This window comes from Streptomyces sp. NPDC107517 (genome assembly GCF_055582645.1).
The window spans coordinates 139,135-162,939 of sequence record NZ_JBVJPM010000017.1 but is presented as its reverse complement, the minus strand read 5'-3'; the positions used below and the strand labels follow the sequence as shown (position 1 = coordinate 162,939).

Below are 23,805 nucleotides of genomic sequence, written 5' to 3'. Positions count from 1 at the left end.
CGGGTTTTCCCGGGGCCGGCCCTTTCGTACGGGGGACGCCGTCGGCGTCCGGATCCGCTCAGGCCGCGGTCACGACGTGCACGGGGCGGTGCGGAGCGATGATCTGGCCGTTGGGCAGCAGCTCACCGGTGTCCTCGAAGAGCAGGACGCCGTTGCAGAGCAGACTCCAGCCCTGTTCGGGGTGGTGGGCCACAGGGAGCGCGGCTTCCCGGTCGGCGGAGTCTGCGGACGGGCACGGTGGCTGGTGCTGGCACATGGATGGGATCTTTCCCTGTGAAGTGATGTCGGTGATGGGTGTGATGTCGCTGTCTGTCCTGCGGCTCGAAGCGTTGTTCATGGCCGCCCCCCGTTTGTCGGTCGGTCCGGAACCCAGTGTTGCCCCACGGGCGTCAATCCGCAGGTATTTCGTCGCAGCGGTACTCACTGGAAGAGGACGCGTCACCCGTGCGGACGGTTCACCCCAACTGCGCTGTCCCTTCGGGTGGTTCGGGGTGGCCTGACCGGGCTAGTCCGGAAGGGCGGGCGAGGGCACGGCTGCGCCCCGCGACCGGTCGGCATCGGTAGCGGGGCGCGGGCGCGTGAGGCGGCCCGGTCGCGTCAGGCGGGTGAGCCCAGAAGTGGCGCGGGGGTCAGTCGATGGGTGAGGACGGGCAGCAGTTCGGCGACCCGGTGGGGGCGGTGGGCGGCGATGCCGGGCGGCGCGGGCGCGAGCGGGACCAGGAGGTCACTGGCCGCGGGATGTCCCGTGGAGGCGTCGGCATTGCAGTCCCCGTGCAGCCACAGGGTGAGCATGTACAGCTCCGGGACCGAGAGCAGACGCGGCTGGTAGGCCGCGGGCATGGACTCTGCCTGGCGCAGCGCGCGTTCGGTGGCCGCGACGTACGGGCCCTCGAAGAAGTGCGAGAACGCCCAGCCGTCGGCGGTCAGCATCGTGTCGGCGGCGGCCACCGCGCGCTCCCCGCAGCGGATCAGGAACCGCCAGCCGGCGAGTCGGGTCGGCGAAGGGCCCGCGCTGCCCGTGACCCGGTCCAGTACATGGACGGGCAAGGGGAGTTCGGGGCTCGCCGGTCCTTGGGCGGAGCGCAGGGAGGGGGTGCGGGCCTCGCGGACCGCGGTGGGTGAACCGAGGGCCGTGAGGACGGTGCGCAGGGCGGGCGCGGGAGCCGGAGGGACATGCAGCGGCATGGTGGGTCGCCTCTCATTCGACAGGCACGGTGGATCGAGGGCGTGGCGGGACGAGCGGACGGCGGTGTCTGCTGACCGGGCCAGAGGGGGCGGGGCAGGTACCGCGAGCGCCAACTCTCTGCCTCGTTCGCGAAGTTTATACGACACGTGTTCACGCAGTGTTTCAGCTAGCCGCCGCGAAAATGCTCGGCAAGGCGATATTCGGTCGCCGAGATGAGGGAAATCTCCCGGTTTCCAGCGGGGTCGGGTCCGTGACCTCGTAATCTTCACGGCGAGCGGACGGCCGATTCTCGTCGGCGTTTATCACCAGGCGAGCTGGAATCGGCTCCTCGACATGCCGCATGCCTCGTGAATGTGCCCCGTGACAACTGCTGCGAGAATACTCGCCCGTGGCGGGAAGCGGGGCGTTATCGATCAACTCGCCTGGGCATCATCCACCGTGACACAGGGGCCGGGCGGCCGGGCCGCCTACGCGAGGAGGGATGCTTCCATGGGGGAGAAGGTCGTGGCGGGCGCGTTCGACCTGTCCGATCGGCGGCACTACCGCAGGAAGTTGCAGCAGTGTCTGGCGGGGCTCGGGCGACTCCTGGAGGAGGAGAGGTTCGACCGTCCGAGGAATCTGATGGGCCTGGAGATCGAGTTGAATCTCGCAGGGCCCGACGGCATGCCGAAAATGATGAATGCGCAAGTTCTCGAGCGCATCGCGAGCCGTGATTTCCAGACCGAACTCGGAATGTTCAATCTCGAAGTGAACATTGCCCCCCATCGATTGGAAGGCCGGGTTCTCGACCGGCTCGCCGAGGAGCTCAGGACCGGCCTCGCCTATGCCCACCGGAAAGCGAACGAGGTGGACGCCGGGATCGTGATGATCGGCATTCTCCCGACGCTGGTGCCCGATGATCTCGTCTCCGCGAACCTGTCCGACGTGGACCGCTACAGCCTTCTCAACGACCAGATGGTGGCCGCGCGCGGCGAGGAGTTCGTGGTCGACATCGACGGGGTGGAGCATCTGCGCTGCAGCTCGGGGTCCATAGCGACCGAAGCGGCGTGCACCTCCGTGCAGTTGCACCTCCAGGTCACGCCCGCCCGCTTCGCCGACGTGTGGAACGCCGCGCAGGCCGTCGCCGCCGTACAGGTCGCGGTCGGCGCCAACTCGCCGTTCCTGTTCGGACATGAGCTGTGGCGCGAATCGCGGCCGCCCCTGTTCCAGCAGTCGACCGACACCCGCCCGCCCGAGCTCCAGGCCCAAGGGGTGCGGCCGCGCACCTGGTTCGGCGAGCGCTGGATCAACAGCGCGTACGACCTCTTCGAGGAGAACCTGCGCTACTTCCCGCCTCTGCTGCCGCTGTGCGACGACGAGGAACCGCTGCGCGTCATCGACGACGGCGGAGTTCCGGCGCTCGGCGAACTCGTCCTGCACAACGGCACCGTCTACCGCTGGAACCGGCCCGTGTACGGGATAGCCGACGGCATGCCGCACCTGCGCGTGGAGAACCGCGTCCTGCCCGCGGGTCCCACCGTCACCGACGTCATCGCGAACGTCGCGTTCTACTACGGCGTCGTACGCGCCCTCGCCGAGGACGCCCGCCCCGTCTGGACCCGCCTGCCCTTCGAGGCGGCGGCCCGCAATTTCGACGAGGCGTGCCGGTACGGGATCGAGGCGCGCCTGGACTGGCCCCGCCGGGGCCGCTTCGGCGGGGTCGAGAAGGTGCCCGCCGTGACGCTCGTGCGGGACGAGCTGCTGCCGCTGGCCGCCGCCGGGCTCGACGCCTGGGGGGTCGAGGCGGCCGACCGCGACTTCTACCTCGGGGTGATCGAGGAGCGCTGCCGGCGGCGGGTCAACGGGGCGTCGTGGCAGGCGGCGACGTTCCACCGCGCGCTGGAGAGCGGCCTGGAGCGCGACGCGGCGCTCGCGGCGACCACCCGTCGCTACTGCGAGCTGATGCACGCCGGGGATCCGGTGCACACGTGGCTGGTGGGACTCCCGGCACCGGCGGTGCAACTGGGCTGACGGGTATGCCGGTTGAGGCCGGTCAGCCCTTGGCGCCCGCCTCCACGATCGCCTTGAGGATCACCGCGTGGATCTGGGCCGGGTCGCTGACCTGGTGGCCGGAGCCGCCGGTGGCCCCGGCGATCTGCTCCACCTCGTCCTTGTCGGCGTCAGGGCCGACCGCGATGGCGATGAGCGGCACCGGGTGCCGGGGGTCGGCGAGGCGCTGGAGCCGCGAGACGAGGTGGCTGCGCGAGATGGAGCCGAGGTCCTGGTTCGCGCCGTCGGTCACGACCACGAGGGCGTTGAACTTGCCGCTCCGGTAGGACGACGTCGCCTCCTCGTAGGCCGCGAGCGTCGTGTCGTAGAGACCTGTGGCGCCGCCCGGCACGGGCTGGAGACCGCTGAACGCCTCGGACAGCTTGTCGCGCTGGGTGCCGCCGTCCTTGCGGTCGCCGAGGCGCTCGGTGGGGACGAGCTTGCGGTAGTCGCGGTTCCCGTCAAGGAGTGTGGCGAACTCCCACAGGCCGATCTCGTCCTCGGGCGTGAACGTGGCCAGCGCCTGGAGCATCGACGCCTTCGTGACCTCCATGCGGGACTGGTTGCGGCCCGGCACGTAGTTCGCCATGGAGGCGGAGGCGTCCACGACCACGGTGATCCGGGCGCTCTGCACCGTGATCGTCCACATGCCGAGGGTTTCCTGGAGCTCCTTGTCCGTCGCCGGCTCGTCGTCCGACGTCGCGTACGGCTGCGGGCTGCGGCCGTACGCCCCGGCGACCACGGCGTCCGAGGGCTCCTCGTCGTCCGTCCTGAAGCCGTGCCTGTCCAGGATCCGGATGCCGGCGTCCTCGCCGAGCAGGGTCATGAAACGGATCGCGGCGCGCCGCTCCTCCGTCGACTTGTCGCCCTCGTCGACCAGGGCGAACGGGTAGTCGAGCTGCGGCGAGCCGTCCTTCGGGTAGAAGAGGTCGAGCCCGTCCTTGTCGCCGGCGGTCGCGTTGTACCGGAACGAGGACTGCTCGGAGAGGAACAGCGCCTGATTGCGGCGCGGATTGCCCTGCTCGGTGCCGGAGGAGTCGCGCGCCAGGGTGTCGGTCAGCTGGCCGTCGCTGTCGGTGGTGCGCTGCGAGAGCGCCTTGGCCATGGCGGCGGCCCGGGTGTCGCCCTCCGACCCGGACTTCTTGGTGGAGGCGCCCAGCTGGGTCAGGGCGAGCAGACCGGTCGCGCTGCGCGCGGGGTCGGCGGTCCCGAGCCGCAGCTTGTCGCCCTCCATGTCCGCGCCGGTCAACTGCGCCCAGGTGTACTGCTTCGCGGGCCAGCCCATGCTCTTCGCGGCCGACGGCACCATGCTGATGCCGATGGGGGAGGAGGCTATGTTGCCCATCGCCGTGACCGGGGTGGCGTTCCCGCCGAGGCCGGCACGCTGGATCCACAGACTCGAATCCGGCACCCACGCCTCGTAGTCCCCGGCGCTCTTCCCGCCCTTCCGCAGGGAATCAGCGATCTTGTACGAGTCGCCCGCCTGCACACGCGTGTCGAGGCACTGACCGTCAGAGGTCAGATGCTTCTTGCGGGCGAGGTCCGCGGCGTCGCGCAGCGCGGGGGCGACGTCGGGCGAGGCGGCGATGTCGAGGTGGACCGTCTTGCCGTCGCAGGCCCCGCCGAAGGAGAGCAGGCCGCTCCTGGCCGCGAGAGCCGTACCCCCGGCGACCACCAGGACCAGCGCCGTCGCGATGGCCATGGTGCGGCCGCGCGTGCGGCGGCGGGGGGCGACCGCGTCCGTCCCATACTCGTCGGGCAAGCTGTGACGTCCCATGCGGTGGTGCCCTTCCTTCGGCCTGGCCCGACGGAAGGGGAGAGGTACACCAAAGAACGGCCTTCGTCCCCCCGGCCTGTCGCGCGCGATCTTCGTACCTGTATTCGAGACCCTAGCGGGGCTAGGTGGGGGATGAGGCGGGATTACTCAACTGGAGGCAGGTGTGCAGGCGGAGGCGGGTGCGGTGGCCGATTCTTTTCCGAACGAGCGGCTTTCGCGACGGATTCTTCGGAACGAGACACTGCTCGTTCTGGCGCTCTCGCTCGGTGCGAGCGGGGTGTCCGCGCTGATCAGCTTTGTCGGATCGGTCACCAAACCGGGGGGTCTGAAGGACCAGGCGGCGACTTTGAACGCCTCGGCGGCGCCCGGGCGGCCGTGGCTTGATCTGGCGTGGCAGTTGTTCGGGATCGCGAGCGCGCTCGTCCCGGTCGCGCTCGTCGCGCATCTGCTGCTGCGCGAGGGCGCCGGGATGCGGACGATCGGCTTCGACCGTACGCGACCGCTCTTCGACGCGACCCGCGGCGCGGTGATCGCGGCGGTCATCGGCAGTACGGGCATCGCTTTCTACCTGGCGGCCCGTGGACTCGGCTTCAACCTCACGGTGGTGCCGGAGGCGCTGCCCGACGTGTGGTGGAAGTTCCCGGTCCTGGTCCTCTCGGCGATCCAGAACTCCGTCCTGGAGGAGGTGATCGTCGTCGGCTATCTGCTGCGCAGGCTGGGGCAGTTGGGCTGGACGCCCGGCGCGGCGATCGTGGCCAGCTCGGTGCTGCGCGGCTCGTACCACCTCTACCAGGGCATCGGCGGCTTCTTCGGGAACCTCGCGATGGGCCTCGCCTTCGCGTATCTGTACCGGCGGTGGGGGCGGGTCGGGCCGCTGGTGGTGGCGCACTCGCTGCTCGACATCGGCGCGTTCGTCGGATACGCGCTGCTCGCGGGGAAGGTCGGGTGGCTGCCCACGGCGTGAGACCGGGGCGGGTGCCGGATGCAGGGGGCGTACGAGATCTTCGTACGCCCCCTGCGGCGTGCCAGGGCCTTTCCCTCGGATCGGGAGACGGGCCCTAGACGAGCAGGTCGCCCTCGATGACCGTGACGGCGCGGCCGGTCAGCAGGGTGCGGGCGCCGCGCAGTTCCGTGCGGACGAAGCCCGTGCGGGCGGAGGCCTGGAGGCCGGTGAGTTCGGCGCGGCTGAGGCGCGGGGACCAGAACGGCGCGAGGGCGGTGTGGGCGCTGCCGGTGACCGGGTCCTCGTCGATGCCGACGCGCGGGAAGAAGCAGCGGGAGACGAAGTCGTAGGCGCCCTCGGGGTCCGCGGCGCGGGCGGTGGCGATGACGCCGCGCTCGGAACAGGCGGCGAGGGCCTTGAGGTCGGGTGCGAGGGCGTGCACCGTCTTCTCGTCCGCCAGCTCGACGAGCAGGTCGCCCACCTGGCGGCCCGTGTCGTGGACGGAGAGCGGCTCGGCGCCCAGGGCGGCCTCGACACCTTCGGGGCTGTCGATACGGGTCAGCGGCGCGGTCGGGAAGTCGAGCGTGATCGTGCCGTCCGCGTGCGGGGTCGCGACGAGCACGCCGCTGCGGGTGGCGAAGCGGACCGGGCCGTCGGCCGCACCGGTGCTGTGCAGCACGTGCGCGGTGGCCAGGGTGGCGTGGCCGCACATGTCGACCTCGGTGGATGGGGTGAACCAGCGCAGCGCCCAGTCGGCGGTGCCGCCGGCGGGGAGGGGGTGGGCGAAGGCCGTCTCGGCGTGATTGACCTCGGTGGCGATGTCCTGCAGCCGGGCGTCGTCGGGGAAGGCGTCGAGGAGCAGCACGCCGGCCGGATTGCCGGCGAAGGGGCGGTCGGTGAAGGCGTCCACGATTCGAATGCGCATGGGGCGCACGCTACGGGGACGCGGAAAGCGCAGGCCAAGGCCAATTCGGGAGAGCTGGACCGGCAAGGGATTGCAAGGCGAACACTTCCGATATATCGTTGACGCATCGCGACCGATCAACGATGGAAGGAATGATTGCGATGCGTTCCCATGGCCACGAGCATGAACACGGACACGGACATGGACAGTGCGGGCCCGGCCATCACGGTCGGGGCGGCTTCGAAGGGCGGCGCGCCGCCTTCGGCCCCTTCGGGCCGGGCTTCGGTCCGGGACCCTGGGGCGGCGGAGGGCGTGGCGGCCGGGGCGGACCTCGCGGAAGGGCGCGGCGCGGCGACGTACGCGCGTCGATCCTGGCTCTCCTGAAGGATCGTCCGATGCACGGCTACGAGATGATCCAGGAGATCGCCGAGCGCAGCGGCGGAGCCTGGAAGCCCAGCCCGGGTTCGGTGTACCCGACCCTCCAGCTGCTCGAGGACGAGGGTCTGATCGTCAGCGAGAGCGAGGGCGGCAAGAAGCTGTTCTCGCTCACCGAGTCGGGCCGTTCCGCGGCCGACGAGGGACCCGACGCCCCCTGGGAAGAGGCCGGGCGCGGGGTCGACTGGGACACCCTGAACGAGATCCGGCAGGCCGGTTTCGGTCTGATGGAGGCGTTCGGGCAGGTCTGGAAGACCGGCAGCAAGGAGCAGCGCGAGAAGGCGCTGACCGTCATCAACGACGCCCGCAAGAAGCTGTACCTGATCCTCGCCGACGAGGACTGAGGTCCCCGGGGCGAGGCCCCGTGCTGAAAAAGAGTGAAGGCGCCCCGCATCGAGCGTGCGGGGCGCCTTCCACGTGCTTCGCACGCGTGCCGAACCGGCTCAGGCGACGAGGCCGGCCAGTTTGCGCAGCGACTCGTTGAGCGCGGCCGTCGCCGAGTCCTTGAGCTTGCCCGCCATCAGGGACACCGCGGCGCCGGTGAACTCGCCGTCGATGCGGACCGTCGTGCCGTCGCCGTCCGCGGTGAGGGTGTAGCGCGTGCCGACGTTCACGCCCATCGGTCCCTTGCCCCTGATGGCCAGGGTGCGGGTGGCCTCCAGGTCCTCGACGGTCCAGGTCACCTCCGCCGGGAAGCCCATGAGCTTCATGTTCTCCTCGAAGGTGCCGCCCACTTCGAGCGCCGTCGGGGCGCCCTTCGGAAAGCTCGTGTGCGTGGCGTTCCACTCCCCGTACGCGGTGAAGTCGGTGAGCTGGGCCCAGACCTTCTCCGCGGGTGCCCCGATCCGTGCTTCCGCGCTGACTTCGGCCATGCGACCACCCCTTCTCGACGAGAGCTGCGGCGGGCGCAGCCGTGGTGTCGCGGAAAGTAGCCGCAGAGCCTCGAACATTCAATACTGATGAACTGTCAGAAGGGGTGAGAGGGCAGGCCGTCGTCAGTCGAGCTTCTCGATCACGGCGGCGTCGAAGCGGTCCGATGCGCGCGGGAACGGTCCCTCGTCGTGGCAGTGCCAGGCGTCCCAGAACAGGTCGGCGAGCAGTGCGTCGTCGGGTGCGTACACCCGATACACGTACTGTCTGCCGTCGATTGCCGGCAGGGCCACGAGCCAGCACCCGCTCTTCATACTTGTGAAGGACGAGTTCCCGTATGGCTGCGGTTGCCGGAGGGGCGCTGTGCAAGGCGGCGCGCCCCTCCGGGTAAAAAGGCGCGATCTCATCCGTAAGGAGGAGAACCCGCTCATGCGTGCCCACCTTGTGTCGGACGTGGAAATGCTTCCCGCCGGGGATGTCCGGCCGGACAGGGGCTGATGAGGTGGGAGATGTGCAAAGCCCTACCCCGTCCGAGGCCGCGGCAAGCGGCCACAGTCGTGCAGATGTTGACGCCAGGCTCAGTCCCGAGCTCGCCTCGGTGGTCGCCGGCGCTCGCCGCAGAGCCGTTCGCGACGGGGACCGCCAGATCGACACCGCGCACCTCCTGCACTCGCTCCTCGAGACCGACCCGCAGGTCCGCGAGGTCTTCGACGGGGGCCCGCAGTTGGCCCGTCTGCTCGGCTATCTCGTGCAGCGGAGCATCGGCTACGGCCTCCAGTGGCAGGGCACCGTCGAGGACTCGGGTGCCGTGCCCGTCGTGACGGGGCTCGGCTGGTCGCCCGCCGCTGCGGCCGCGATGGAGGCCGCGCTCGACCGCGCCGAGCGGCGCGGCGACCCGCGTGCGCGCGGAGTCGACCTCCTCACCTCCCTCGCGGCGGACCGCGAGTGCCGCGCGGTCGAGGTGCTCGGGCGGGCCGGCGTCGATGCGGAGGGCCTGCGGCGGCAGGGCGAGGCCGGGTGCTGAAGCGAGCGGTCGCCGGTTGAGACCCGGCTCTGACGAGGGCGCGGCTCCTGAGGCCGCGCCCTCGTTCGTCATGCCCGGCGCGTCCGCCACGTGAGACAGGGGTTATTGGGGGTGACGGTCATGACGTCGGCTGTCATGATGTGCCGGTGCATGCGTCTCAGGGACTTCAGGCGAACCGCGGGCGAGGTGTCGGACTGGGGCTCGCCCTTGTCTCGGCGCTCGCCTTCGGCGGTTCGGGTGTGGCGGCGAAGCCGCTGATCGAGGCGGGTCTCGACCCGCTCCACGTGGTGTGGCTGCGAGTCGCAGGCGCCGCGCTCGTCATGCTGCCCGTCGCCTGGCGGCATCGCTCCCTGGCTGTCCAGCGGCCCGCGCTGCTCGCCGGTTTCGGCCTGCTCGCCGTCGCCGGTGTGCAGGCCTGCTACTTCGCCGCGATCTCCCGTATCCCGGTCGGGGTCGCGCTCCTCATCGAGTACCTCGCCCCCGCGCTCGTGCTCGGCTGGGTCCGTTTCGTGCAGCGCAGGCCCGTGACGCGCGCCGCCGCGCTCGGCGTGGTCCTCGCCGTCGGCGGTCTCGCCTGCGTCGTCGAGGTGTGGGCGGGCCTGAGCGTCGACCTGATCGGCCTGCTGCTCGCCCTCGCCGCCGCCTGCTGCCAGGTCGGCTACTTCGTCCTGTCCGATCAGGGCAGCGACGCGGGGGACCGGGCGCCGGACCCGCTCGGCGTGATCGCGTACGGGCTGCTCGTCGGCGCCCTCGTGCTCACGGCCGTGGCGCGCCCCTGGGGCATGGACTGGTCCGTACTCGGCGGCAGCGCCCCGATGAACGGCACCTCCGTGCCCGCGTGGCTGCTGCTCTGCTGGATCGTCCTGATCGCAACGGTCATCGCCTACGTCACCGGAGTCCTCTCCGTACGCCGGCTCTCGCCCCAGGTGGCCGGCGTCGTGGCCTGCCTGGAAGCGGTCATCGCGACCGTGCTGGCCTGGGTGCTCCTGGGTGAGCATCTGTCGGCACCGCAGATGGTCGGCGGCGCCGTCGTCCTGGTCGGGGCGTTCATCGCGCAGTCCTCGGCCCCGGCGAAGCCCGAGGTGGTGGCCGTGGCCGGCGGGACCGCCCCGGACCAGGCGTCGCCGGAGTCGCCGGACAAGACGTTGTCCGGTCGCGGCAGCGCGAACTAAGGTGTTGATCATGCATTCACGCGCACTCGTGCTTCCGCCTCCGGCCGCTTGACGCGGGCGGTGGCCGTCCGGAGCATCGCGCTCCAGCGGCACATCTGACGAAGATCCGGCTCGGCACGCCCCGAGCGGGTCACGGCTGCCCGCAGACGACAGTCCGTGTCCCTGCCCCGCCCCCGTCCACGGGTGCGGAGGCCATTCCTCGTGGAGAACCACGTGTCGCACACTGTCGCGGCTGACTCAGCCGACACCTCGTCCCGTATGTCGTCCGCCGGGGCGGCGCCCATGCTGCCCGTCGGGCGCGGGCTCCTCTACCTCGTCATCGCCGGTGCCGCCTGGGGCACCGCGGGAGCGGCCGCCTCACTGGTCTTCCGGGCCAGCGACCTCGGCCCCGCCGCCCTGTCGTTCTGGCGCTGCGTGGGCGGCCTCGCCCTGCTGCTCGTGGCGCGGGCCCTGCGCCCGCGCGGAACCCGGCCCGTCGCGGAACCGCGCCTGCGCAAGGCGGTGCGGATCGCCGTCACCGGGATCGCCCTGAGCGTCTTCCAGACCGCGTACTTCGCGGGGGTCCAGGCGACCGGACTCGCCGTCGCCACCGTGGTCACCCTGGGCGCGGGACCCGTACTCATCGCCCTCGGCGCGCGCCTGATCATGGGCGAACGGCTCGGCGGCGGCGGACTGCCGGCCGTCCTGGGCGCGCTCGCGGGCCTCGCCGTCCTTGTCCTCGGCGGCGGAGGCGCGACCGTGCGGCCCGCCGGGATCGCCTGGGCCCTGGTCTCCGCGACCGGATACGCCGTGATGACCCTGCTGACGCGCTGGTTCGGGCGGGACGGCCGCTCCGGCGACCAACTCGACACGTCCGTCCTGACGTTCGCCGTCGCCGCGGTGAGCCTGCTGCCGCTGGGCGCGCTGGAGGGCCTGGTCCCGCACACCTCGCAGCCCTTCCAGGTCCTGGGGATGCTGGCCTACATCGCGTCAGTACCTACTGCGCTCGCCTACGCCCTGTACTTCTCGGGCGCCGCGGTCGTGCGGTCCGCGACCGTCTCCGTGATCATGCTGCTCGAACCGGTGAGCGCCGCCGTCATCGCGGTCGCGCTCCTCGGTGAGCGGCTGACCGCGCCGACGGTGGCGGGCACGGTCCTGATGCTGGCCGCGGTGACCGGGCTGGCCGTCGCCGAGGCGCGCGCGAGGTAGCCGGAGAGGGCTCCCCGGTGGGCGTACCGACGCTCACCGGGGCGGCCCGCCCAAGAGGCGCCATGGAAGCGCCCTACAGACCTGTCAGGTAGTCCGGCACCGCGATGCCCGGCGCGAGGTCGTCGGCCGGGATCGGTGCGCCGTGTCCCTTGGTGAGCGGGAGGACGCCGGTCCAGTACGGCAGGCCGAGGTCCTCCTCGTCGTCGTTGGGGCCGCCGGCGCGGACGCGGGCCGAGACCTCCGCGAGGTCGAGGCGGAGGACGGACGTCGCCGCGAGTTCCTTGTCGTTCCCGGGGCGGGAGTCCTGGGAACGACCCGGCACCACGTGGTCGACGAGGGCGTCGAGGGCCGTGCGCTTCTCGTCGGGGTCGGTCACCTGGTGGGCGAGGCCGTGAACCACCACGGAGCGGTAGTTGAGCGAGTGGTGGAAGGCGGAGCGTGCGAGCACCAGACCGTCGACATGGGTGACCGTCAGACAGACCCGCAGTCCCGGGTCGGCCGCGCCCGCCATGCGCTGGACGCGCGCGCCCGTCGAGCCGTGCACGTAGAGGGTCTCGCCGACGCGGCCGTACAGGGTCGGCAGCACGACGGGGGAGCCGTCGCGGACGAACCCGAGATGGCAGATGCACGCCTCGTCGAGTATCGAGTGGACCAGCTCGCGGTCGTAGTACGTCCGTTCGCGCATGCGGGCCGGGACGGTGCGGTCGGTCGCCGGGTAGGAGGCGGAGGCGTCCCCGGAAACGACGGTGCCGGGCTCGGATGCCACGCTCATTGCAAACTCCATTGCACTAGTGCATAATCTGCTTTGTGCTAGGAGAGTATCCGATCGAAGGACGGCGCGCAGCAGAGATTGCGGCCAGCGTGGAGCGCGCGGTGGGCGGGGGTGACCTGCAGCCGGGGCAACTTCTGCCGCCCATGCGGGAGTTGGCCCAGCATCTCGGGGTCAATCCCAATACGGTCGCGGCCGCCTATCGCACACTCCGTGAGCGCGCAGTGATCGAGACCGCGGGGCGCCGCGGCAGCCGCGTACGGTCCAAGCCGGCGACGACGGCGCGTGAGCTGATCCGCGTCGACGTGCCGGCCGGCGTGCGCGACGTCTCGAACGGCAATCCCGATACGGGCCTGCTGCCCCCACTCGCCGAGGCCTTCGCCTGGGCGGCCGCGCAGGGCGACGAGGCGCCCGTCCTCTACGGGGACGGGCCTTTGGAGCCGGAGCTGGCACGCCACGCGCGCGTGACCTTCGGCAAGGACGGGATCCCCGAGGGTCCGGTCGCCGTCACGTCGGGCTCCCTCGACGCCATCGAGCGGGTGCTCGCCGGCCACCTCAAGCCGGGCGACGCCGTCGCCGTCGAGGACCCGGGCTGGGGCAGCCTGCTCGACCTGGTCCCGGCGCTCGGGCTGCGCCTGGTGCCCGTCGGGGTGGACGACGACGGGCCGCTGCCCGACGAGGTGGAGCGGGCCCTGAGCGCGGGGGCGCGGGCCCTGGTCGTCACCGACCGCGCCCAGAACCCCACCGGCGCCGCCGTCGCCGCGTCACGCGCGCGTGCGCTGCGCACGGTCCTGGCGGCCCACAAGGACGTACTGCTCATCGAGGACGACCACGGGCACGGCATCGTCGACCTGCCACTGCACCCGCTGGCCGGTGTGACACGGCACTGGGCGTTCGTCCGCTCCGTCGCCAAGGCCTACGGGCCCGACCTGCGGCTCGCTGTGCTGACGGGCGACGCGGTCACGGTCGACCGGGTCCAGGGGCGGCAGCGTCTCGGGCCCGGCTGGGTGAGCCGCATCGTGCAGCGGGCCGTCGCGCGGCTGTGGACCGAGGGGGCGGTGGACACACGCGCCGTCGCCGCGTCGTACGGACAGCGCCGCGACGCGCTCATCGCGGCCCTCGCCGAGCGCGGGGTCGAGGCGCACGGGCGCAGCGGCATGAACGTGTGGGTGCCCGTGCCGGACGAAACGGGGGCGGTCGCGCGGCTGCTCCACGCCGGGTGGGCCGTCGCACCGGGGGCGCGCTTCCGGATGGGGGCGGCGCCCGGGGTGCGGATCACCGTGTCGACGCTCGGCGCGGACGACATCGGCCCGGTGGCCGACGCCGTCGCGTCCGCCACCGGGCCGGCCCCCGCACGCCGTTACGGCTGAAGGCCCTGGGGCCGAGGGGTTCGCGCCCTGGACTGCGTGAGCGCCGCGCCCGCGAGCACGATCACCGCGCCGATCGGGGTGGACCAGGTCAGGGACTCGCCGAGCAGGGCGACTCCCGCCGCCGTCGCGATCACCGGGATGAAATACGTGACCATCTGCGCCGTGGTCGGACCGACCTCCGCCACCAGGCCGTACTGGATGAGGAACGCGAGGCCCGTACCGAGCGCGCCCAGGGCGACGATCGCGAGCAGGGGGACGACCGGGAGGCGGGCCGGGAGCGTCGTGAACACCGGGGTGACGACGGCCAACTGGACCGTGGCCATCAGGAGCTGCGCGCCGGAGAGAGACAGGTTCGAGTGGCCGGTCCCGGCCAGCGTGCGGCGCAGGTAGATCCAGCCGATGGGGTAGCTCAGCGACGCGAGCAGCGCCATCGCCGTGCCGGCCAGGTCGAGGCCGTGGAAGCCCTGCCACACCCCGAGGACCGTGAGCACCCCCAGGAAGCCGATGCCGAGCCCCGCGACGCGGCGGCGCGTGGGCCGGTCCTCGGAGAGCGCCACCAGCGAGAGGGCCATGCCCCACAGCGGTGACGTCGCGTTGCAGATACCGGCCAGCGTCGACGGGATCGTCTGTTCGGAGAAGGCGAACAGCGAGAACGGCAGGGAGTTGAGCAGGAGCGCCGCCACCGCGATGTGCCCCCACGTCCGCAGGCCGCGCGGCAGCCGCTGACGCTTCACGGCCATGGCTGCGGCGAGCACCACCGTTCCGAACGCGAGCCGCCCCAGCGTCACCTGGAACGGCGCGTAGCCCTCGGTGCCGACCTTGATGAGGAGAAAGCTGAAGCCCCAGATCAGCGACAGGACGCCGAAGCGGACGCGCCAGTCGAGAACGCGGCGGGGGCGGGCCGAGGCAGGGGACTCGGCAGGCGCGGGGACAGGGGCATCGGTAGAGATCTCGGAAGATGCGGGGGCCGGAGTCGCGGGGGGCGACGAGGAGGCGACGGTGCTCATGGACCTAACGATGCAGCCTCACAACCTCTTAGTACAAGCGAGATCTGTTGCCTGGTATCGCTTAGCATCACTTACATGTTGAACCTGGAGCGACTGCGCACCCTCGACGCACTCGCCCGCCACGGGTCCGTCAGCGGCGCCGCGGCGGGGCTGCACGTCACGACGTCCGCCGTCTCGCAGCAGATGGCCAAGCTGGAGCGCGAGGTCGGGCAGCAGCTCCTCGCCAAGAACGGCAGGGGCGTGCGCCTCACCGACGCCGGGCGGCTGCTCGCCGAGCACGCCGGGCGGATCCTGTCCCAGGTCGAGCTCGCGCAGTCCGACCTGGAGGCGCACCGCGGGCAGGTCGTGGGGGAGCTGCGGATCTCCGCGTTCCCGACCGCGGCCCGGGGCCTCTTCCCGCGCGCCCTCGCCGCCCTGCGCGCGGAGCACCCGGGGCTGCGGCTGCGCTCGCAGGAGCTGGAGCCCGAGCTGGGGGTCGCCGGGGTCGTCCGCGGCGACCTCGACCTGGCCGTCGTGCTCGACTGGTACAACAAGCCGATGCCGCTGCCCGACGGCCTCGTCAAGGCGGCGATCCTCGACGATCCCGCCGATGTCGCGATGCCGGCGGACCACCCCCTCGCCGGGCGCCGCGAGGTGGGCCTGGAGGACTTCGCCGACGACGAGTGGATCACGTGGGGCGAGGGCGAGTTCTGTCACGAGTGGCTGCTCTTCACGCTGCGCGCCAAGGGCGTCGAGCCCCGCATCGGCCATCGCGCCGCCGAGACCCACACCCAGCTCGGCCTCGTCGCCGCCGGACTCGGCGTCTGCGTGGCCCCGCTCCTGGGACGCGATCCGGTGCCGGACGGGGTCGTGACCGTGCCGGTGAGGCAGCGCGTACGCCGGCACGTCTACGTCGTGTGGCGGGCCGACGCGGACCGGCGGCCGTCGATCAGGGCGGCGGTGAGGGCGCTCCGGAGCGTGGGTGCGAGTCTGGGCGGGGGCGGCGTCGACCGGTCTTCGGTGCCGGTGTGAGCGTGGCCGTCGGCCTGAGCGGGAGTCAGGGCTTCGGCCTGCACGAGAGTCAGAGCGACGCCAGCTTCCTGAAGTCCCACGACGCGATCCGGTCCGGCGTGAGCCGGGCCCAGGCGTGCCGTCCGTCGTGCACCATCTCGTCCATGGCGAAGTTCTTGCGGGCGAACAGCCGCTCGGGGGCGTCCAGTTCGGGCACGGGCTCGCCGGTGCGCGGGCTCTCCCCGACGAACTCCACCGTGCCGGACAGCTCGGCGCCGCGCAGCTCCCCGTACTCCTCGCCCGCGTCGATCACGACGGCGATCCTCGGGTCCTTGAGGAGGTCGGCCCAGCGGCGGCTGCGCGTGATCGAGTACAGCCACAGGCAGGCGCCGTCCCAGACGAACCACAGGGTGCTGACGTGCGGGGAGCCGTCGGGCGAGACCGTGGCGACGCGGCAGGTGCGCTCGGACTCGAGGAATTCGTCCAGCTCGGCCGGCGTCATCATGATCCGGCGGCCCCGACGCTGTGTGACGGCCATGCGCGCACTCCCCTTCACGGGCTTTTCGCTGACGGTGTGTCAGATCAGAAGCATGCGGTGTCTTCCCCCGTGGCGCAATGGTGGCTAATCTCTCGCCGCTCAGGACGCCTGCGACAGGGGGACCCCGTGCCGTCGTACGAAGAGCTCGCCGAACTGCTCGATCCGGCCACCACGGTGCTGCTGACCGTGGAGTGCCAGCAGGGGGTGGTCGGCCCCGAAAGCGCCCTGCCCGAACTCGCCGCGGAGGCCAGGTCGTCCGGGGCGCTCGGCAATGTGGCGCGGCTCGTGGCGGGCGCCCACGAGAGCGGCGTGCAGGTGCTGCACGCGGTCGCGGAGCGGCGGCCCGACGGGCGCGGCGCCAACCACAACGGACGCCTGTTCCGTGCCGCCGCGCGCCTGCCCGTGCAGCAGATCTCCGGCACCAAGGCGGTCAGGATCGCGCCGCCCGTCGAGGTGGCGGACGAGGACATCGTCGTACGCCGGCTGCACGGCCTCTCGCCCATCGCGGGCACCGACGTGGACGCGCTGCTGCGCAACCTCGGCTGCCGGACGCTGATCGTCACCGGTGTCTCGTCGAACGTCGCCATACCGAACGCCGTCTTCGACGCGGTGAACCGCGGCTACACCGTCGCTGTGCCCGCCGACGCCATCGCGGGGGTGCCGTCCGACTACACCCCCGCGATGATCCGCAACACGCTCGCGCTCGTCGCCACCGTGACATCCACCCAGGACGTGCTCACCTGCTGGAAGCGCCCGCGCCGAGGCCGCTGATCCGCGTCGCTACGCGAGCGTGATCGAGTCGCCCGAGACGGTGATCTCCTTGGCGGCCAGGGGCTGCGCGGCGGGCGGGTGCTTCACGCTGCCGTCCTCGATGGAGAACTTGCTGCCGTGGCACGGGCAGTTGATGGTGCCGCCCTCGACCGCGCTGACCGGGCACTGCTTGTGGGTGCAGATGTTCGTGAAGGCCTTGAACTCGCCCTTCTTCGGCTGCGTGACCACCACGCCCGCGTCGCCGAAGATCTTTCCGCCGCCGACGGGGATGTCCGCGGTCTTGGCGAGTTCCTTCCCCGATCCGTCCTTCCCTGATCCGTCCTGGGCCGCGCCGCCCTTGGTCGCGTCGCCCGACGTCTCGGACGGTGAATCGTCCGAGCTGCCGCACGCGCTGAGCGCGGCGGCAATGCCGGCGGCTCCCACGGCCGCGACGACGGTACGGCGGGTCGGGGCGGATACGGACTCGTGCGAAGCGGTCATTACTGGTGTTTCCCTTCGATCGAGGGGGGTGGCACACACTCGTACGGGCCGCCGGACCGGAACGTTCAATGCCGGATCGACTTTTCCTACGGCGGTGGTGTGTCGCCTAACCTGGGGCAATGCTCACCGAAGTCACGGCGACCCGCTATGTCACCCCGATGAGGGAAGGCGGATCACTCCCCGGGCTCGTCGAGGCCGACGATCTCGCCCCGTACGTCATGAAGTTCACCGGCGCGGGACAGGGCCGCAAGACGCTTGTCGCGGAGGTGATCTGCGCAGGGCTCGCGCGGCGGCTCGGATTCCGGGTGCCGGGGCTCGTGCGGATCGGACTCGATCCCGTGATCGGCCTCGGCGAGCCGGACCAGGAGGTGCAGGGCCTGCTCAAGTCGAGCGGTGGCGTGAACCTCGGGATGCGGTACCTCTCCGGGGCACTCGGCTTCGACCCGCTCGCCTACGAGGTGGATCCCGCGGAGGCGGGCCGGGTCGTCTGGTTCGACGCCCTGATCAACAACGTCGACCGGTCCTGGCGCAACCCCAACATGCTGGTCTGGCACGGCGACCTGTGGCTCATCGACCATGGTGCGAGCATGATCTGGCACCACAACTGGCGCGGTGCCGAGGCCGCGGCGGCCCGCCCGTACGACGCCCGTGACCACGCCCTCGCCCCGTTCGCGCCCGACGTGGCGGCGGCCGCGGCGGAGCTCGCGCCGCGGCTCACCGAGGAACTTCTCGCCGAGGTCACCGCCGACGTCCCCGACGCCTGGCTCGCCGACGAGCCGGGCTTCGACGACGCAGACGCGGTGCGACGTGCGTACGCCGCCGTGCTGCTGCCCCGCGCGGCGACCGTCCACGAGCGGATCGGCCTGCCCGAGCCGGATCCCGACCGCCTCCCGCACGCTCCGGGCTGGCTGACCGGCACGGCGAGTGTGAAGGGCGGAACCCGGTGACCACGGCCACCCGAGACGTCTTCGAATACGCGCTGCTGCGCGTCGTCCCGCGCGTCGAGCGCGGTGAGCAGATCAACGCCGGCGTGGTCGTCTACTGCCGCGCCAAGTCCTACGTCCGCGCGCTCACGCACCTCGACGAGGCGAAGCTGCGCGCGCTCGACCCCGAGGCGGACGTGACCGGCGTCCGCGCGTCGCTCGCCGCGGTCGAAAGGCACTGCCGAGGGGGCGGTGACGCGGGTCAGGCGGCGGACGACGACGCGGGTCGGCGCTTCCGGTGGCTGGTCGCGCCGCGCTCCACGGTCGTGCAGCCGGGACCCGTGCACACCGGTCTCACCGAGGACCCCGAGGCAGAGGTCGACAGGCTTCTCGACCTCCTGGTGAGGTGACCGCGCGGTGACCCCTTCGCGGTGAGTGATCAGTCGCACCCGGTGGGTACGTTGACACCGGGTGCCAGGACTTCTAGCGTCACGTCCACAGGGTACTAAGCGGTCGCTCACCGAGTTGGGACGTGAGGGCCGCACTCTAGGGCGAGGAGACCGAAGAGCATGTCCACCACTGAGCAGCGCGTCGCGATCGTCACCGGTGCCGCACGTGGCATCGGCGCCGCTACCGCCGTACGTCTGGCCGCCGAGGGTCGCGCCGTCGCCGTGATCGACCTCGACGAGGCCGCCTGCAAGGACACCGTCGAGAAGATCACCAGCGCCGGTGGCAAGGCCCTCGCGGTCGGCTGCGACGTCGCCGACGAGGCACAGGTCGAGGCCGCGGTCGCGCGCATCGCCGAGGAGCTCGGCGCGCCGACGATCCTGGTCAACAACGCGGGCGTGCTCCGCGACAACCTGCTGTTCAAGATGAGCGCCCTGGACTGGGACACCGTCATGAACGTGCACCTGCGTGGCGCTTTCCTGATGTCGAAGGCCGTCCAGAAGCACATGGTGGACGCCAAGTTCGGCCGCATCGTCAACCTGTCCTCGTCGTCGGCGCTCGGCAACCGCGGCCAGGTCAACTACTCGGCGGCCAAGGCCGGCCTCCAGGGCTTCACCAAGACCCTCGCCAAGGAGCTCGGCAAGTTCGGCGTCACCGCGAACGCCGTCGCCCCCGGCTTCATCGTCACCGAGATGACGGCCGCCACCGCCGCCCGCGTCGGCATGGGCTTCGAGGACTTCCAGGCCGCCGCCGCCACGCAGATCCCCGTCCAGCGCGTGGGCAAGCCCGACGACATCGCCAACGCCATCGCCTTCTTCACCGGCGAGGAGGCCGGATTCGTCTCCGGCCAGGTCATGTACGTCGCCGGCGGACCGCTCAACTAGGGCCGGGGGAAACGGACATGACTGCATCCCAGCTCCCGGAGCTCTCCGGCAAGGTCGCCCTCATCACCGGCGGGAGCCGCGGCATCGGCTACGGCGTCGCCGAGGCGCTCGTCGCCCGCGGTGACCGCGTGTGCATCACCGGCCGCGGCGAGGACGCGCTCAAGGAGGCCGTCGAGGCCCTCGGCGCCGACCGCGTCATCCACGTGGCCGGAAAGGCCCACGACGAGGCGCACCAGGCCGCCGCCGTCGAGCGCACCATGGAGGCGTTCGGCCGGGTCGACTTCCTCGTCAACAACGCCGGTACGAACCCGGTGTTCGGCCCGATGGCCGAGCTCGACCTGAGCGTCGCCCGCAAGGTCTACGAGACCAACGTGATCTCCGCGCTCGGCTTCGCCCAGCAGACGTGGAAGGCGTGGCAGGGCGAGAACGGCGGGGCGATCGTCAACATCGCCTCCGTCGCGGGTATCGCCCCGTCCCCGTTCATCGGCGCGTACGGCATGAGCAAGGCGGCGATGATCAACCTGACCGTCCAGCTCGCGCACGAGTTCGCGCCCAAGGTGCGGGTCAACGCGATCGCCCCGGCCGTCGTGAAGACCAAGTTCGCGACGGCTCTCTACGAGGGCCGGGAGGCCGAGGCCGCGGCCGCCTACCCGCTGGGCCGGCTCGGTGTGCCCGAGGACATCGGCGGCGCCGCCGCCTTCCTGACCTCGCAGCAGTCCGACTGGATCACCGGTCAGACCCTCGTGGTCGACGGCGGAATTTTCCTCAATGCGGGCGTCAGCTGACAAAGCCTCCGCGAGGCTGAATCGGACCAAGTTCGCGTAACTGAAGTTCCCCGCGTACGTCACGTACGTGCGCATCAAGTGCCCTGCCGGAGTGCCTCGTTGGCCCGGCGGGGCACTGCGGTATGGTCTGCCGACCTGTGGCATGGCCGATCGAGGAGCGCGCGCGTGTTCAACCGGATCCAGGGCCCCCGTCAACTGGCGGCGATAGCGTGTATATCGCTCCTTGCCGGATGCGGACTGATGTCGTCCGGAGAGTCCGACGACACCGAACCCATCGTCGTGGGGACCACCAGCGCGCCGAGCACCCTCGACCCGGCCGCGTCCTGGGACGGTTCCTGGGAGCTGTTCAGGAACGTCTACCAGACCCTCGTCAGCTTCCCCTCCGGCGCCTCAGAGCCGAAGCCCGACGCCGCCGAGCGCTGCGAGTTCACCGACCCCTCCAACAGCGTCTACCACTGCAGGCTGCGCGAGGGCATGGCGTTCTCGAACGGCGACAAGCTCGACGCGGCGGCCGTCAAGTACTCCATCGACCGCATCGGCAGGATCAACGTCAAGGGCGGCCCCAAGGGGCTCCTCGGCAGCCTGAAGTCGGTCGAGGTCAAGGGCGACCGTGACGTCACCTTCAAACTGAACAAGCCCGACGCGACCTTCCCCTTCGTGCTCGCGACACCGGCGATGTCCATCGTGGACCCCGCCGAGTACCCGGCCGACGCGGTCCGCGACGACGGCAAGATCGCCGGCTCCGGGCCGTACGCGCTCGACGCGTACACCGACGGTGACCAGGCGGAGCTCGTCAAGAACGACCACTACGACGGGTTCGCCGAGCGCAAGAACAGTGCCGTCACCATCCGCTACTTCAAGGACTCCGCCTCGATGGTCGGCGCCCTGCGCGCCAAGAAGATCGACGCCACGTACCGCGGGCTCGCCGCGTCGGACGTGGTGGGTCTCCAGGGCAAGCAGGCCAAGGACGGCATCCAGCTCGTCGAGGGCGCGGGCATGGAGATCAGCTACCTGGTGTTCAACCCCAAGGACCCCTGGGCGCGCAAGTCCGCCGTCCGCAAGGCCGTGGCCCAGGTCGTCGACCGCGGCGCCATCGCCCACAAGATCTACCAGGACACCGTCGAACCGCTCTACTCGATGGTCCCGAGGGGCCTGACCGGGCACACCACCGGCTTCTTCGACGACTTCGGCGACCCGAACGCGGCCAAGGCCAAGGACATCCTCACCCGGGCGGGCATCACGGCCCCGGTCCCGCTCACCCTCTGGTACACCACCGACCGCTACGGGTCCGCGACCGGCGCCGAGTTCACCGAGCTCAAGCGGCAACTGGACGCGTCCGGACTGTTCGACGTCACGGTCAAGGGACGCCCCTGGAAGACGTTCGAGGCCGGGTACCGCAAGGGGGAGTACCCCGTCTTCGGACGCGGCTGGTTCCCCGACTTCCCCGACGCGGACAACTTCATCGCGCCCTTCGTCGGCCAGCAGAACGCGCTCGGAACGCCCTACGAGTCCAAGGAGATCACCGACGATCTGCTGCCGCAGTCGCGCCGCGAGAGCGACCGCGCCGCCGTGGTGGGCCAGTTCAAGCGCGCCCAGCAGATACTCGTCGACGACGCCCGGCTGCTGCCGCTGTGGCAGGGCAAGCAGTACATCGCGGCCAGCGAGGAGATCTCGGGCGGCGAGCGGGCCCTCGACCCGTCGACGATCATGATGATGTGGGAGCTGCAGCGCAAGACCAGCTGGTAGGCAGGCCGCCGGGGCCCGTTGTCAGTGGGCGCGGGTAGGTTCTGGGGTGTGCAGCGGCCGTGCCTCGTACGGCCGTGAAGTGACCGTACCCCGGAGGTTGTTGACGTGACCGACACCGCGATGCTGCCCGAGTCCTGGCGCGGCGTCCTCGGCGAAGAGCTGCAGAAGCCCTACTTCAAGGAGCTCACCGAGTTCGTCGAGGAGGAGCGCGCCAAGGGTCCTGTCTACCCGCCGCGCGACGAGGTCTTCGCGGCGCTCGACGCCACCCCGTACGACCGGGTCAAGGTCCTCGTCCTCGGCCAGGACCCGTACCACGGGGAGGGGCAGGGGCACGGTCTGTGCTTCTCCGTGCGGCCCGGCGTGAAGACGCCCCCCTCCCTGCGGAACATCTACAAGGAGATGAAGGAGGAGCTCGGCCACCCGGTCCCGGACAACGGGTATCTGATGCCGTGGGCCGAGCAGGGCGTCCTCCTGCTGAACGCGGTGCTCACGGTGCGGGCCGGCGAGGCCAACTCGCACAAGGGCAAGGGCTGGGAGAAGTTCACCGACGCGGTGATCCGCGCGGTGGCCGACCGGCCCGACCCGGCCGTGTTCGTCCTGTGGGGGAACTACGCGCAGAAGAAGCTCCCCCTCATCGACGAGGAGCGCCACGTCGTCGTGAAGGGGGCCCACCCCTCGCCGCTCTCCGCGAAGAAGTTCTTCGGCTCGCGTCCCTTCACGCAGATCGACAAGGCGGTGGCCGCACAGGGCCACACCCCGATCGACTGGCGGATTCCGGACCTGGGCTGACCTCCACGGGTACGTCTCCCTCCGGGTACGTGTCCGCCGGGTGCGGTGACCGCCCGGCCCCCGGAGGGACCTCCGCCCGCGCCTGACCGGGATTGTCGGCTGCTGCCTATAGCGTCGGAATCGTTATCAGCTTGGACGATCGGCATATGAGCGTGGAGGACCTGTGGCTGAGCAGCGGGAGCAGGCGGCGGACGACGCCATGATGGCCCGGATCGGGCAGGTGATCATGCTCCATCACGCCGGTGACCGCGAGGAGGCCAGGGACCGGTACCTCGGCCTGTGGGCGGAGATCGGGGAGGACGGCGACCCCCTCCACCGCTGCACGCTCGCGCACTACATGGCGGACGCCCAGGACGACCCGGACGACGAGCTGGCATGGGACCTGCGGGCCCTATCCGCCGCCGAGGGCCTGACCGAGGCGCGGCTCGCGCGCCACGAGCAGTCGCTCGCGGTCCGCGCGCTCTACCCCTCGCTGCACCTCAACCTGGCGGCGGACTACGCGAAGCTCGGCCGCCCCGAGGCTGCCCGCAGCCATCTGACGCGGGCGCGCGCCGTGGTGGGCGCGCTCGGGGACGACGGTTACGGGGACGGTGTGCGGGCGGCCATCGCCCGCCTGGAACGGCGGGTCGCGGTGATGCCGCCCGGCGTGGACGAGGGCACGGGCAGGGGTTCCACGGGGGGCGAGCCGCTGGGGCCGCCCAGACGGAGTTCTTAGACGGCCACCGCCCTCGCCGGGCCCCTCCACTTGACGCATGGCCCGCCTCGCCCGCCGTCCCGCA

General features: G+C 71.2%; 26 protein-coding genes. 16 read left to right on the top strand and 10 right to left on the bottom strand.

Annotated features, from left to right (window positions below; all coding sequences use genetic code 11):
* Positions 1 to 58: 58 nt before the first annotated feature.
* Complete coding sequence (locus ACZ67T_RS32195; RefSeq protein ID WP_165914281.1) at positions 59 to 256, bottom strand: DUF5999 family protein; 198 nt, start codon at positions 254 to 256, stop codon at positions 59 to 61.
* A gap of 341 nt (positions 257 to 597) precedes the next feature.
* Positions 598 to 1,185, bottom strand: a complete 588-nt coding sequence (locus ACZ67T_RS32190) for a hypothetical protein (protein WP_405482880.1) — start codon at positions 1,183 to 1,185, stop codon at positions 598 to 600.
* 490 nt (positions 1,186 to 1,675) lie between these two features.
* Here ACZ67T_RS32190 and ACZ67T_RS32185 point away from each other — a divergent pair, with 490 nt between their 5' ends.
* Positions 1,676 to 3,196: a glutamate-cysteine ligase family protein gene (locus tag ACZ67T_RS32185; protein ID WP_469988607.1), complete on the top strand. Its 1,521-nt coding sequence runs from the start codon at positions 1,676 to 1,678 to the stop codon at positions 3,194 to 3,196.
* Between the two features lie 22 nt (positions 3,197 to 3,218).
* Here ACZ67T_RS32185 and ACZ67T_RS32180 read toward each other — a convergent pair whose 3' ends face one another.
* A complete protein-coding gene (locus ACZ67T_RS32180) occupies positions 3,219 to 4,991 on the bottom strand; it encodes a substrate-binding and VWA domain-containing protein (RefSeq protein ID WP_469988605.1) in 1,773 nt (590 codons plus the stop codon).
* A gap of 163 nt (positions 4,992 to 5,154) precedes the next feature.
* Between ACZ67T_RS32180 and ACZ67T_RS32175 the strand changes: the two genes are divergently transcribed.
* Complete coding sequence (locus ACZ67T_RS32175; protein ID WP_469988604.1) at positions 5,155 to 5,955, top strand: CPBP family intramembrane glutamic endopeptidase; 801 nt, start codon at positions 5,155 to 5,157, stop codon at positions 5,953 to 5,955.
* A 94-nt stretch (positions 5,956 to 6,049) separates the two neighbouring features.
* Here the strand turns inward: ACZ67T_RS32175 and ACZ67T_RS32170 are convergent, their stop codons facing one another.
* Entirely contained in the window at positions 6,050 to 6,859 is an 810-nt protein-coding gene (locus ACZ67T_RS32170) for a PhzF family phenazine biosynthesis protein (protein WP_469988602.1), read from the bottom strand.
* A 140-nt stretch (positions 6,860 to 6,999) separates the two neighbouring features.
* On the opposite strand from ACZ67T_RS32170, the gene ACZ67T_RS32165 reads away from it, so the two are divergent.
* Positions 7,000 to 7,617 carry a PadR family transcriptional regulator gene (locus ACZ67T_RS32165; RefSeq protein ID WP_469988600.1) on the top strand — a complete coding sequence of 206 codons (618 nt, stop codon included), beginning with the start codon at positions 7,000 to 7,002 and terminating at the stop codon, positions 7,615 to 7,617.
* Positions 7,618 to 7,716: 99 nt separating this feature from the next.
* Here the strand turns inward: ACZ67T_RS32165 and ACZ67T_RS32160 are convergent, their stop codons facing one another.
* Both ACZ67T_RS32160 and ACZ67T_RS32155 read right to left on the bottom strand, forming a co-directional pair.
* On the bottom strand, positions 7,717 to 8,145 hold the full coding sequence (locus ACZ67T_RS32160) for a type II toxin-antitoxin system Rv0910 family toxin (protein WP_469988598.1): 429 nt from the start codon (positions 8,143 to 8,145) through the stop codon (positions 7,717 to 7,719).
* A 123-nt stretch (positions 8,146 to 8,268) separates the two neighbouring features.
* Positions 8,269 to 8,457, bottom strand: coding sequence for a hypothetical protein (locus tag ACZ67T_RS32155; RefSeq protein ID WP_469988596.1), 189 nt, complete (start codon positions 8,455 to 8,457; stop codon positions 8,269 to 8,271).
* A 161-nt stretch (positions 8,458 to 8,618) separates the two neighbouring features.
* Between ACZ67T_RS32155 and ACZ67T_RS32150 the strand changes: the two genes are divergently transcribed.
* The 3 genes from ACZ67T_RS32150 to ACZ67T_RS32140 all read left to right on the top strand — a co-directional run bounded on the left by ACZ67T_RS32150 (position 8,619) and on the right by ACZ67T_RS32140 (position 11,527).
* The gene (locus ACZ67T_RS32150) at positions 8,619 to 9,167 is read left to right on the top strand and encodes a peptidase (RefSeq protein WP_469988594.1); all 549 of its coding nucleotides are present in this window, start codon (positions 8,619 to 8,621) and stop codon (positions 9,165 to 9,167) included.
* A 140-nt stretch (positions 9,168 to 9,307) separates the two neighbouring features.
* Positions 9,308 to 10,339 carry an EamA family transporter gene (locus tag ACZ67T_RS32145; RefSeq protein WP_469988593.1) on the top strand — a complete coding sequence of 344 codons (1,032 nt, stop codon included), beginning with the start codon at positions 9,308 to 9,310 and terminating at the stop codon, positions 10,337 to 10,339.
* 258 nt (positions 10,340 to 10,597) lie between these two features.
* Positions 10,598 to 11,527 (top strand): DMT family transporter, encoded by a 930-nt coding sequence (locus ACZ67T_RS32140; RefSeq protein ID WP_469988632.1) that lies wholly within the window; start codon positions 10,598 to 10,600, stop codon positions 11,525 to 11,527.
* A 73-nt stretch (positions 11,528 to 11,600) separates the two neighbouring features.
* Here ACZ67T_RS32140 and ACZ67T_RS32135 read toward each other — a convergent pair whose 3' ends face one another.
* Complete coding sequence (locus tag ACZ67T_RS32135; protein ID WP_469988591.1) at positions 11,601 to 12,299, bottom strand: pyridoxamine 5'-phosphate oxidase family protein; 699 nt, start codon at positions 12,297 to 12,299, stop codon at positions 11,601 to 11,603.
* A gap of 35 nt (positions 12,300 to 12,334) precedes the next feature.
* On the opposite strand from ACZ67T_RS32135, the gene ACZ67T_RS32130 reads away from it, so the two are divergent.
* A complete protein-coding gene (locus ACZ67T_RS32130; RefSeq protein ID WP_469988589.1) occupies positions 12,335 to 13,666 on the top strand; it encodes an aminotransferase class I/II-fold pyridoxal phosphate-dependent enzyme in 1,332 nt (443 codons plus the stop codon).
* On the opposite strand, the gene ACZ67T_RS32125 is transcribed toward ACZ67T_RS32130, so the two are convergent.
* On the bottom strand, positions 13,657 to 14,673 hold the full coding sequence (locus tag ACZ67T_RS32125; RefSeq protein ID WP_469988587.1) for a DMT family transporter: 1,017 nt from the start codon (positions 14,671 to 14,673) through the stop codon (positions 13,657 to 13,659). The genes ACZ67T_RS32130 and ACZ67T_RS32125 overlap by 10 nt on opposite strands.
* Positions 14,674 to 14,748: 75 nt before the next feature.
* On the opposite strand from ACZ67T_RS32125, the gene ACZ67T_RS32120 reads away from it, so the two are divergent.
* Complete coding sequence (locus ACZ67T_RS32120) at positions 14,749 to 15,684, top strand: LysR family transcriptional regulator (RefSeq protein ID WP_469988586.1); 936 nt, start codon at positions 14,749 to 14,751, stop codon at positions 15,682 to 15,684.
* Positions 15,685 to 15,733: 49 nt separating this feature from the next.
* On the opposite strand, the gene ACZ67T_RS32115 is transcribed toward ACZ67T_RS32120, so the two are convergent.
* On the bottom strand, positions 15,734 to 16,201 hold the full coding sequence (locus tag ACZ67T_RS32115; protein ID WP_469988584.1) for a pyridoxamine 5'-phosphate oxidase family protein: 468 nt from the start codon (positions 16,199 to 16,201) through the stop codon (positions 15,734 to 15,736).
* A gap of 126 nt (positions 16,202 to 16,327) precedes the next feature.
* Here ACZ67T_RS32115 and ACZ67T_RS32110 point away from each other — a divergent pair, with 126 nt between their 5' ends.
* The gene (locus tag ACZ67T_RS32110) at positions 16,328 to 16,972 is read left to right on the top strand and encodes a cysteine hydrolase family protein (RefSeq protein ID WP_469988582.1); all 645 of its coding nucleotides are present in this window, start codon (positions 16,328 to 16,330) and stop codon (positions 16,970 to 16,972) included.
* 9 nt (positions 16,973 to 16,981) lie between these two features.
* Here ACZ67T_RS32110 and ACZ67T_RS32105 read toward each other — a convergent pair whose 3' ends face one another.
* Positions 16,982 to 17,452 carry a Rieske (2Fe-2S) protein gene (locus ACZ67T_RS32105; RefSeq protein ID WP_469988580.1) on the bottom strand — a complete coding sequence of 157 codons (471 nt, stop codon included), beginning with the start codon at positions 17,450 to 17,452 and terminating at the stop codon, positions 16,982 to 16,984.
* A gap of 119 nt (positions 17,453 to 17,571) precedes the next feature.
* On the opposite strand from ACZ67T_RS32105, the gene ACZ67T_RS32100 reads away from it, so the two are divergent.
* The 7 genes from ACZ67T_RS32100 (at position 17,572) to ACZ67T_RS32070 (ending at position 23,741) form a co-directional block, all read left to right on the top strand.
* On the top strand, positions 17,572 to 18,399 hold the full coding sequence (locus ACZ67T_RS32100) for a HipA family kinase (protein WP_469988579.1): 828 nt from the start codon (positions 17,572 to 17,574) through the stop codon (positions 18,397 to 18,399).
* Positions 18,396 to 18,785 carry a DUF3037 domain-containing protein gene (locus tag ACZ67T_RS32095; protein WP_469988577.1) on the top strand — a complete coding sequence of 130 codons (390 nt, stop codon included), beginning with the start codon at positions 18,396 to 18,398 and terminating at the stop codon, positions 18,783 to 18,785. Before ACZ67T_RS32100 ends, ACZ67T_RS32095 begins: the two co-directional genes overlap by 4 nt.
* Positions 18,786 to 18,944: 159 nt before the next feature.
* Positions 18,945 to 19,706, top strand: coding sequence for a 3-oxoacyl-ACP reductase FabG (gene fabG / locus ACZ67T_RS32090; RefSeq protein WP_469988575.1), 762 nt, complete (start codon positions 18,945 to 18,947; stop codon positions 19,704 to 19,706).
* A gap of 17 nt (positions 19,707 to 19,723) precedes the next feature.
* Positions 19,724 to 20,491, top strand: a complete 768-nt coding sequence (locus ACZ67T_RS32085) for an SDR family oxidoreductase (RefSeq protein ID WP_469988573.1) — start codon at positions 19,724 to 19,726, stop codon at positions 20,489 to 20,491.
* A gap of 165 nt (positions 20,492 to 20,656) precedes the next feature.
* Positions 20,657 to 22,237 carry an ABC transporter substrate-binding protein gene (locus tag ACZ67T_RS32080; RefSeq protein WP_469988571.1) on the top strand — a complete coding sequence of 527 codons (1,581 nt, stop codon included), beginning with the start codon at positions 20,657 to 20,659 and terminating at the stop codon, positions 22,235 to 22,237.
* A 105-nt stretch (positions 22,238 to 22,342) separates the two neighbouring features.
* The gene (ung, locus tag ACZ67T_RS32075) at positions 22,343 to 23,026 is read left to right on the top strand and encodes a uracil-DNA glycosylase (protein ID WP_469988569.1); all 684 of its coding nucleotides are present in this window, start codon (positions 22,343 to 22,345) and stop codon (positions 23,024 to 23,026) included.
* Positions 23,027 to 23,189: 163 nt separating this feature from the next.
* Positions 23,190 to 23,741, top strand: a complete 552-nt coding sequence (locus ACZ67T_RS32070; RefSeq protein WP_469988568.1) for a hypothetical protein — start codon at positions 23,190 to 23,192, stop codon at positions 23,739 to 23,741.
* The last annotated feature ends 64 nt before the right edge of the window (positions 23,742 to 23,805 follow it).

What these genes read in the sequence shown, in the direction of transcription:
- ACZ67T_RS32195 (WP_165914281.1), bottom strand. Translation starts at nt 256, where the DNA reads ATGTGCCAGCACCAGCCACCGTGCCCGTCCGCAGACTCCGCCGACCGG.
- ACZ67T_RS32190 (WP_405482880.1), bottom strand. Translation starts at nt 1,185, where the DNA reads ATGCCGCTGCATGTCCCTCCGGCTCCCGCGCCCGCCCTGCGCACCGTC.
- ACZ67T_RS32185 (WP_469988607.1), top strand. Translation starts at nt 1,676, where the DNA reads ATGGGGGAGAAGGTCGTGGCGGGCGCGTTCGACCTGTCCGATCGGCGG.
- ACZ67T_RS32180 (WP_469988605.1), bottom strand. Translation starts at nt 4,991, where the DNA reads ATGGGACGTCACAGCTTGCCCGACGAGTATGGGACGGACGCGGTCGCC.
- ACZ67T_RS32170 (WP_469988602.1), bottom strand. Translation starts at nt 6,859, where the DNA reads ATGCGCATTCGAATCGTGGACGCCTTCACCGACCGCCCCTTCGCCGGC.
- ACZ67T_RS32165 (WP_469988600.1), top strand. Translation starts at nt 7,000, where the DNA reads ATGCGTTCCCATGGCCACGAGCATGAACACGGACACGGACATGGACAG.
- ACZ67T_RS32160 (WP_469988598.1), bottom strand. Translation starts at nt 8,145, where the DNA reads ATGGCCGAAGTCAGCGCGGAAGCACGGATCGGGGCACCCGCGGAGAAG.
- ACZ67T_RS32155 (WP_469988596.1), bottom strand. Translation starts at nt 8,457, where the DNA reads ATGAAGAGCGGGTGCTGGCTCGTGGCCCTGCCGGCAATCGACGGCAGA.
- ACZ67T_RS32150 (WP_469988594.1), top strand. Translation starts at nt 8,619, where the DNA reads ATGTCCGGCCGGACAGGGGCTGATGAGGTGGGAGATGTGCAAAGCCCT.
- ACZ67T_RS32140 (WP_469988632.1), top strand. Translation starts at nt 10,598, where the DNA reads ATGTCGTCCGCCGGGGCGGCGCCCATGCTGCCCGTCGGGCGCGGGCTC.
- ACZ67T_RS32135 (WP_469988591.1), bottom strand. Translation starts at nt 12,299, where the DNA reads ATGAGCGTGGCATCCGAGCCCGGCACCGTCGTTTCCGGGGACGCCTCC.
- ACZ67T_RS32125 (WP_469988587.1), bottom strand. Translation starts at nt 14,673, where the DNA reads ATGAGCACCGTCGCCTCCTCGTCGCCCCCCGCGACTCCGGCCCCCGCA.
- ACZ67T_RS32120 (WP_469988586.1), top strand. Translation starts at nt 14,749, where the DNA reads ATGTTGAACCTGGAGCGACTGCGCACCCTCGACGCACTCGCCCGCCAC.
- ACZ67T_RS32115 (WP_469988584.1), bottom strand. Translation starts at nt 16,201, where the DNA reads ATGGCCGTCACACAGCGTCGGGGCCGCCGGATCATGATGACGCCGGCC.
- ACZ67T_RS32105 (WP_469988580.1), bottom strand. Translation starts at nt 17,452, where the DNA reads ATGACCGCTTCGCACGAGTCCGTATCCGCCCCGACCCGCCGTACCGTC.
- ACZ67T_RS32100 (WP_469988579.1), top strand. Translation starts at nt 17,572, where the DNA reads ATGCTCACCGAAGTCACGGCGACCCGCTATGTCACCCCGATGAGGGAA.
- fabG (WP_469988575.1), top strand. Translation starts at nt 18,945, where the DNA reads ATGTCCACCACTGAGCAGCGCGTCGCGATCGTCACCGGTGCCGCACGT.
- ACZ67T_RS32085 (WP_469988573.1), top strand. Translation starts at nt 19,724, where the DNA reads ATGACTGCATCCCAGCTCCCGGAGCTCTCCGGCAAGGTCGCCCTCATC.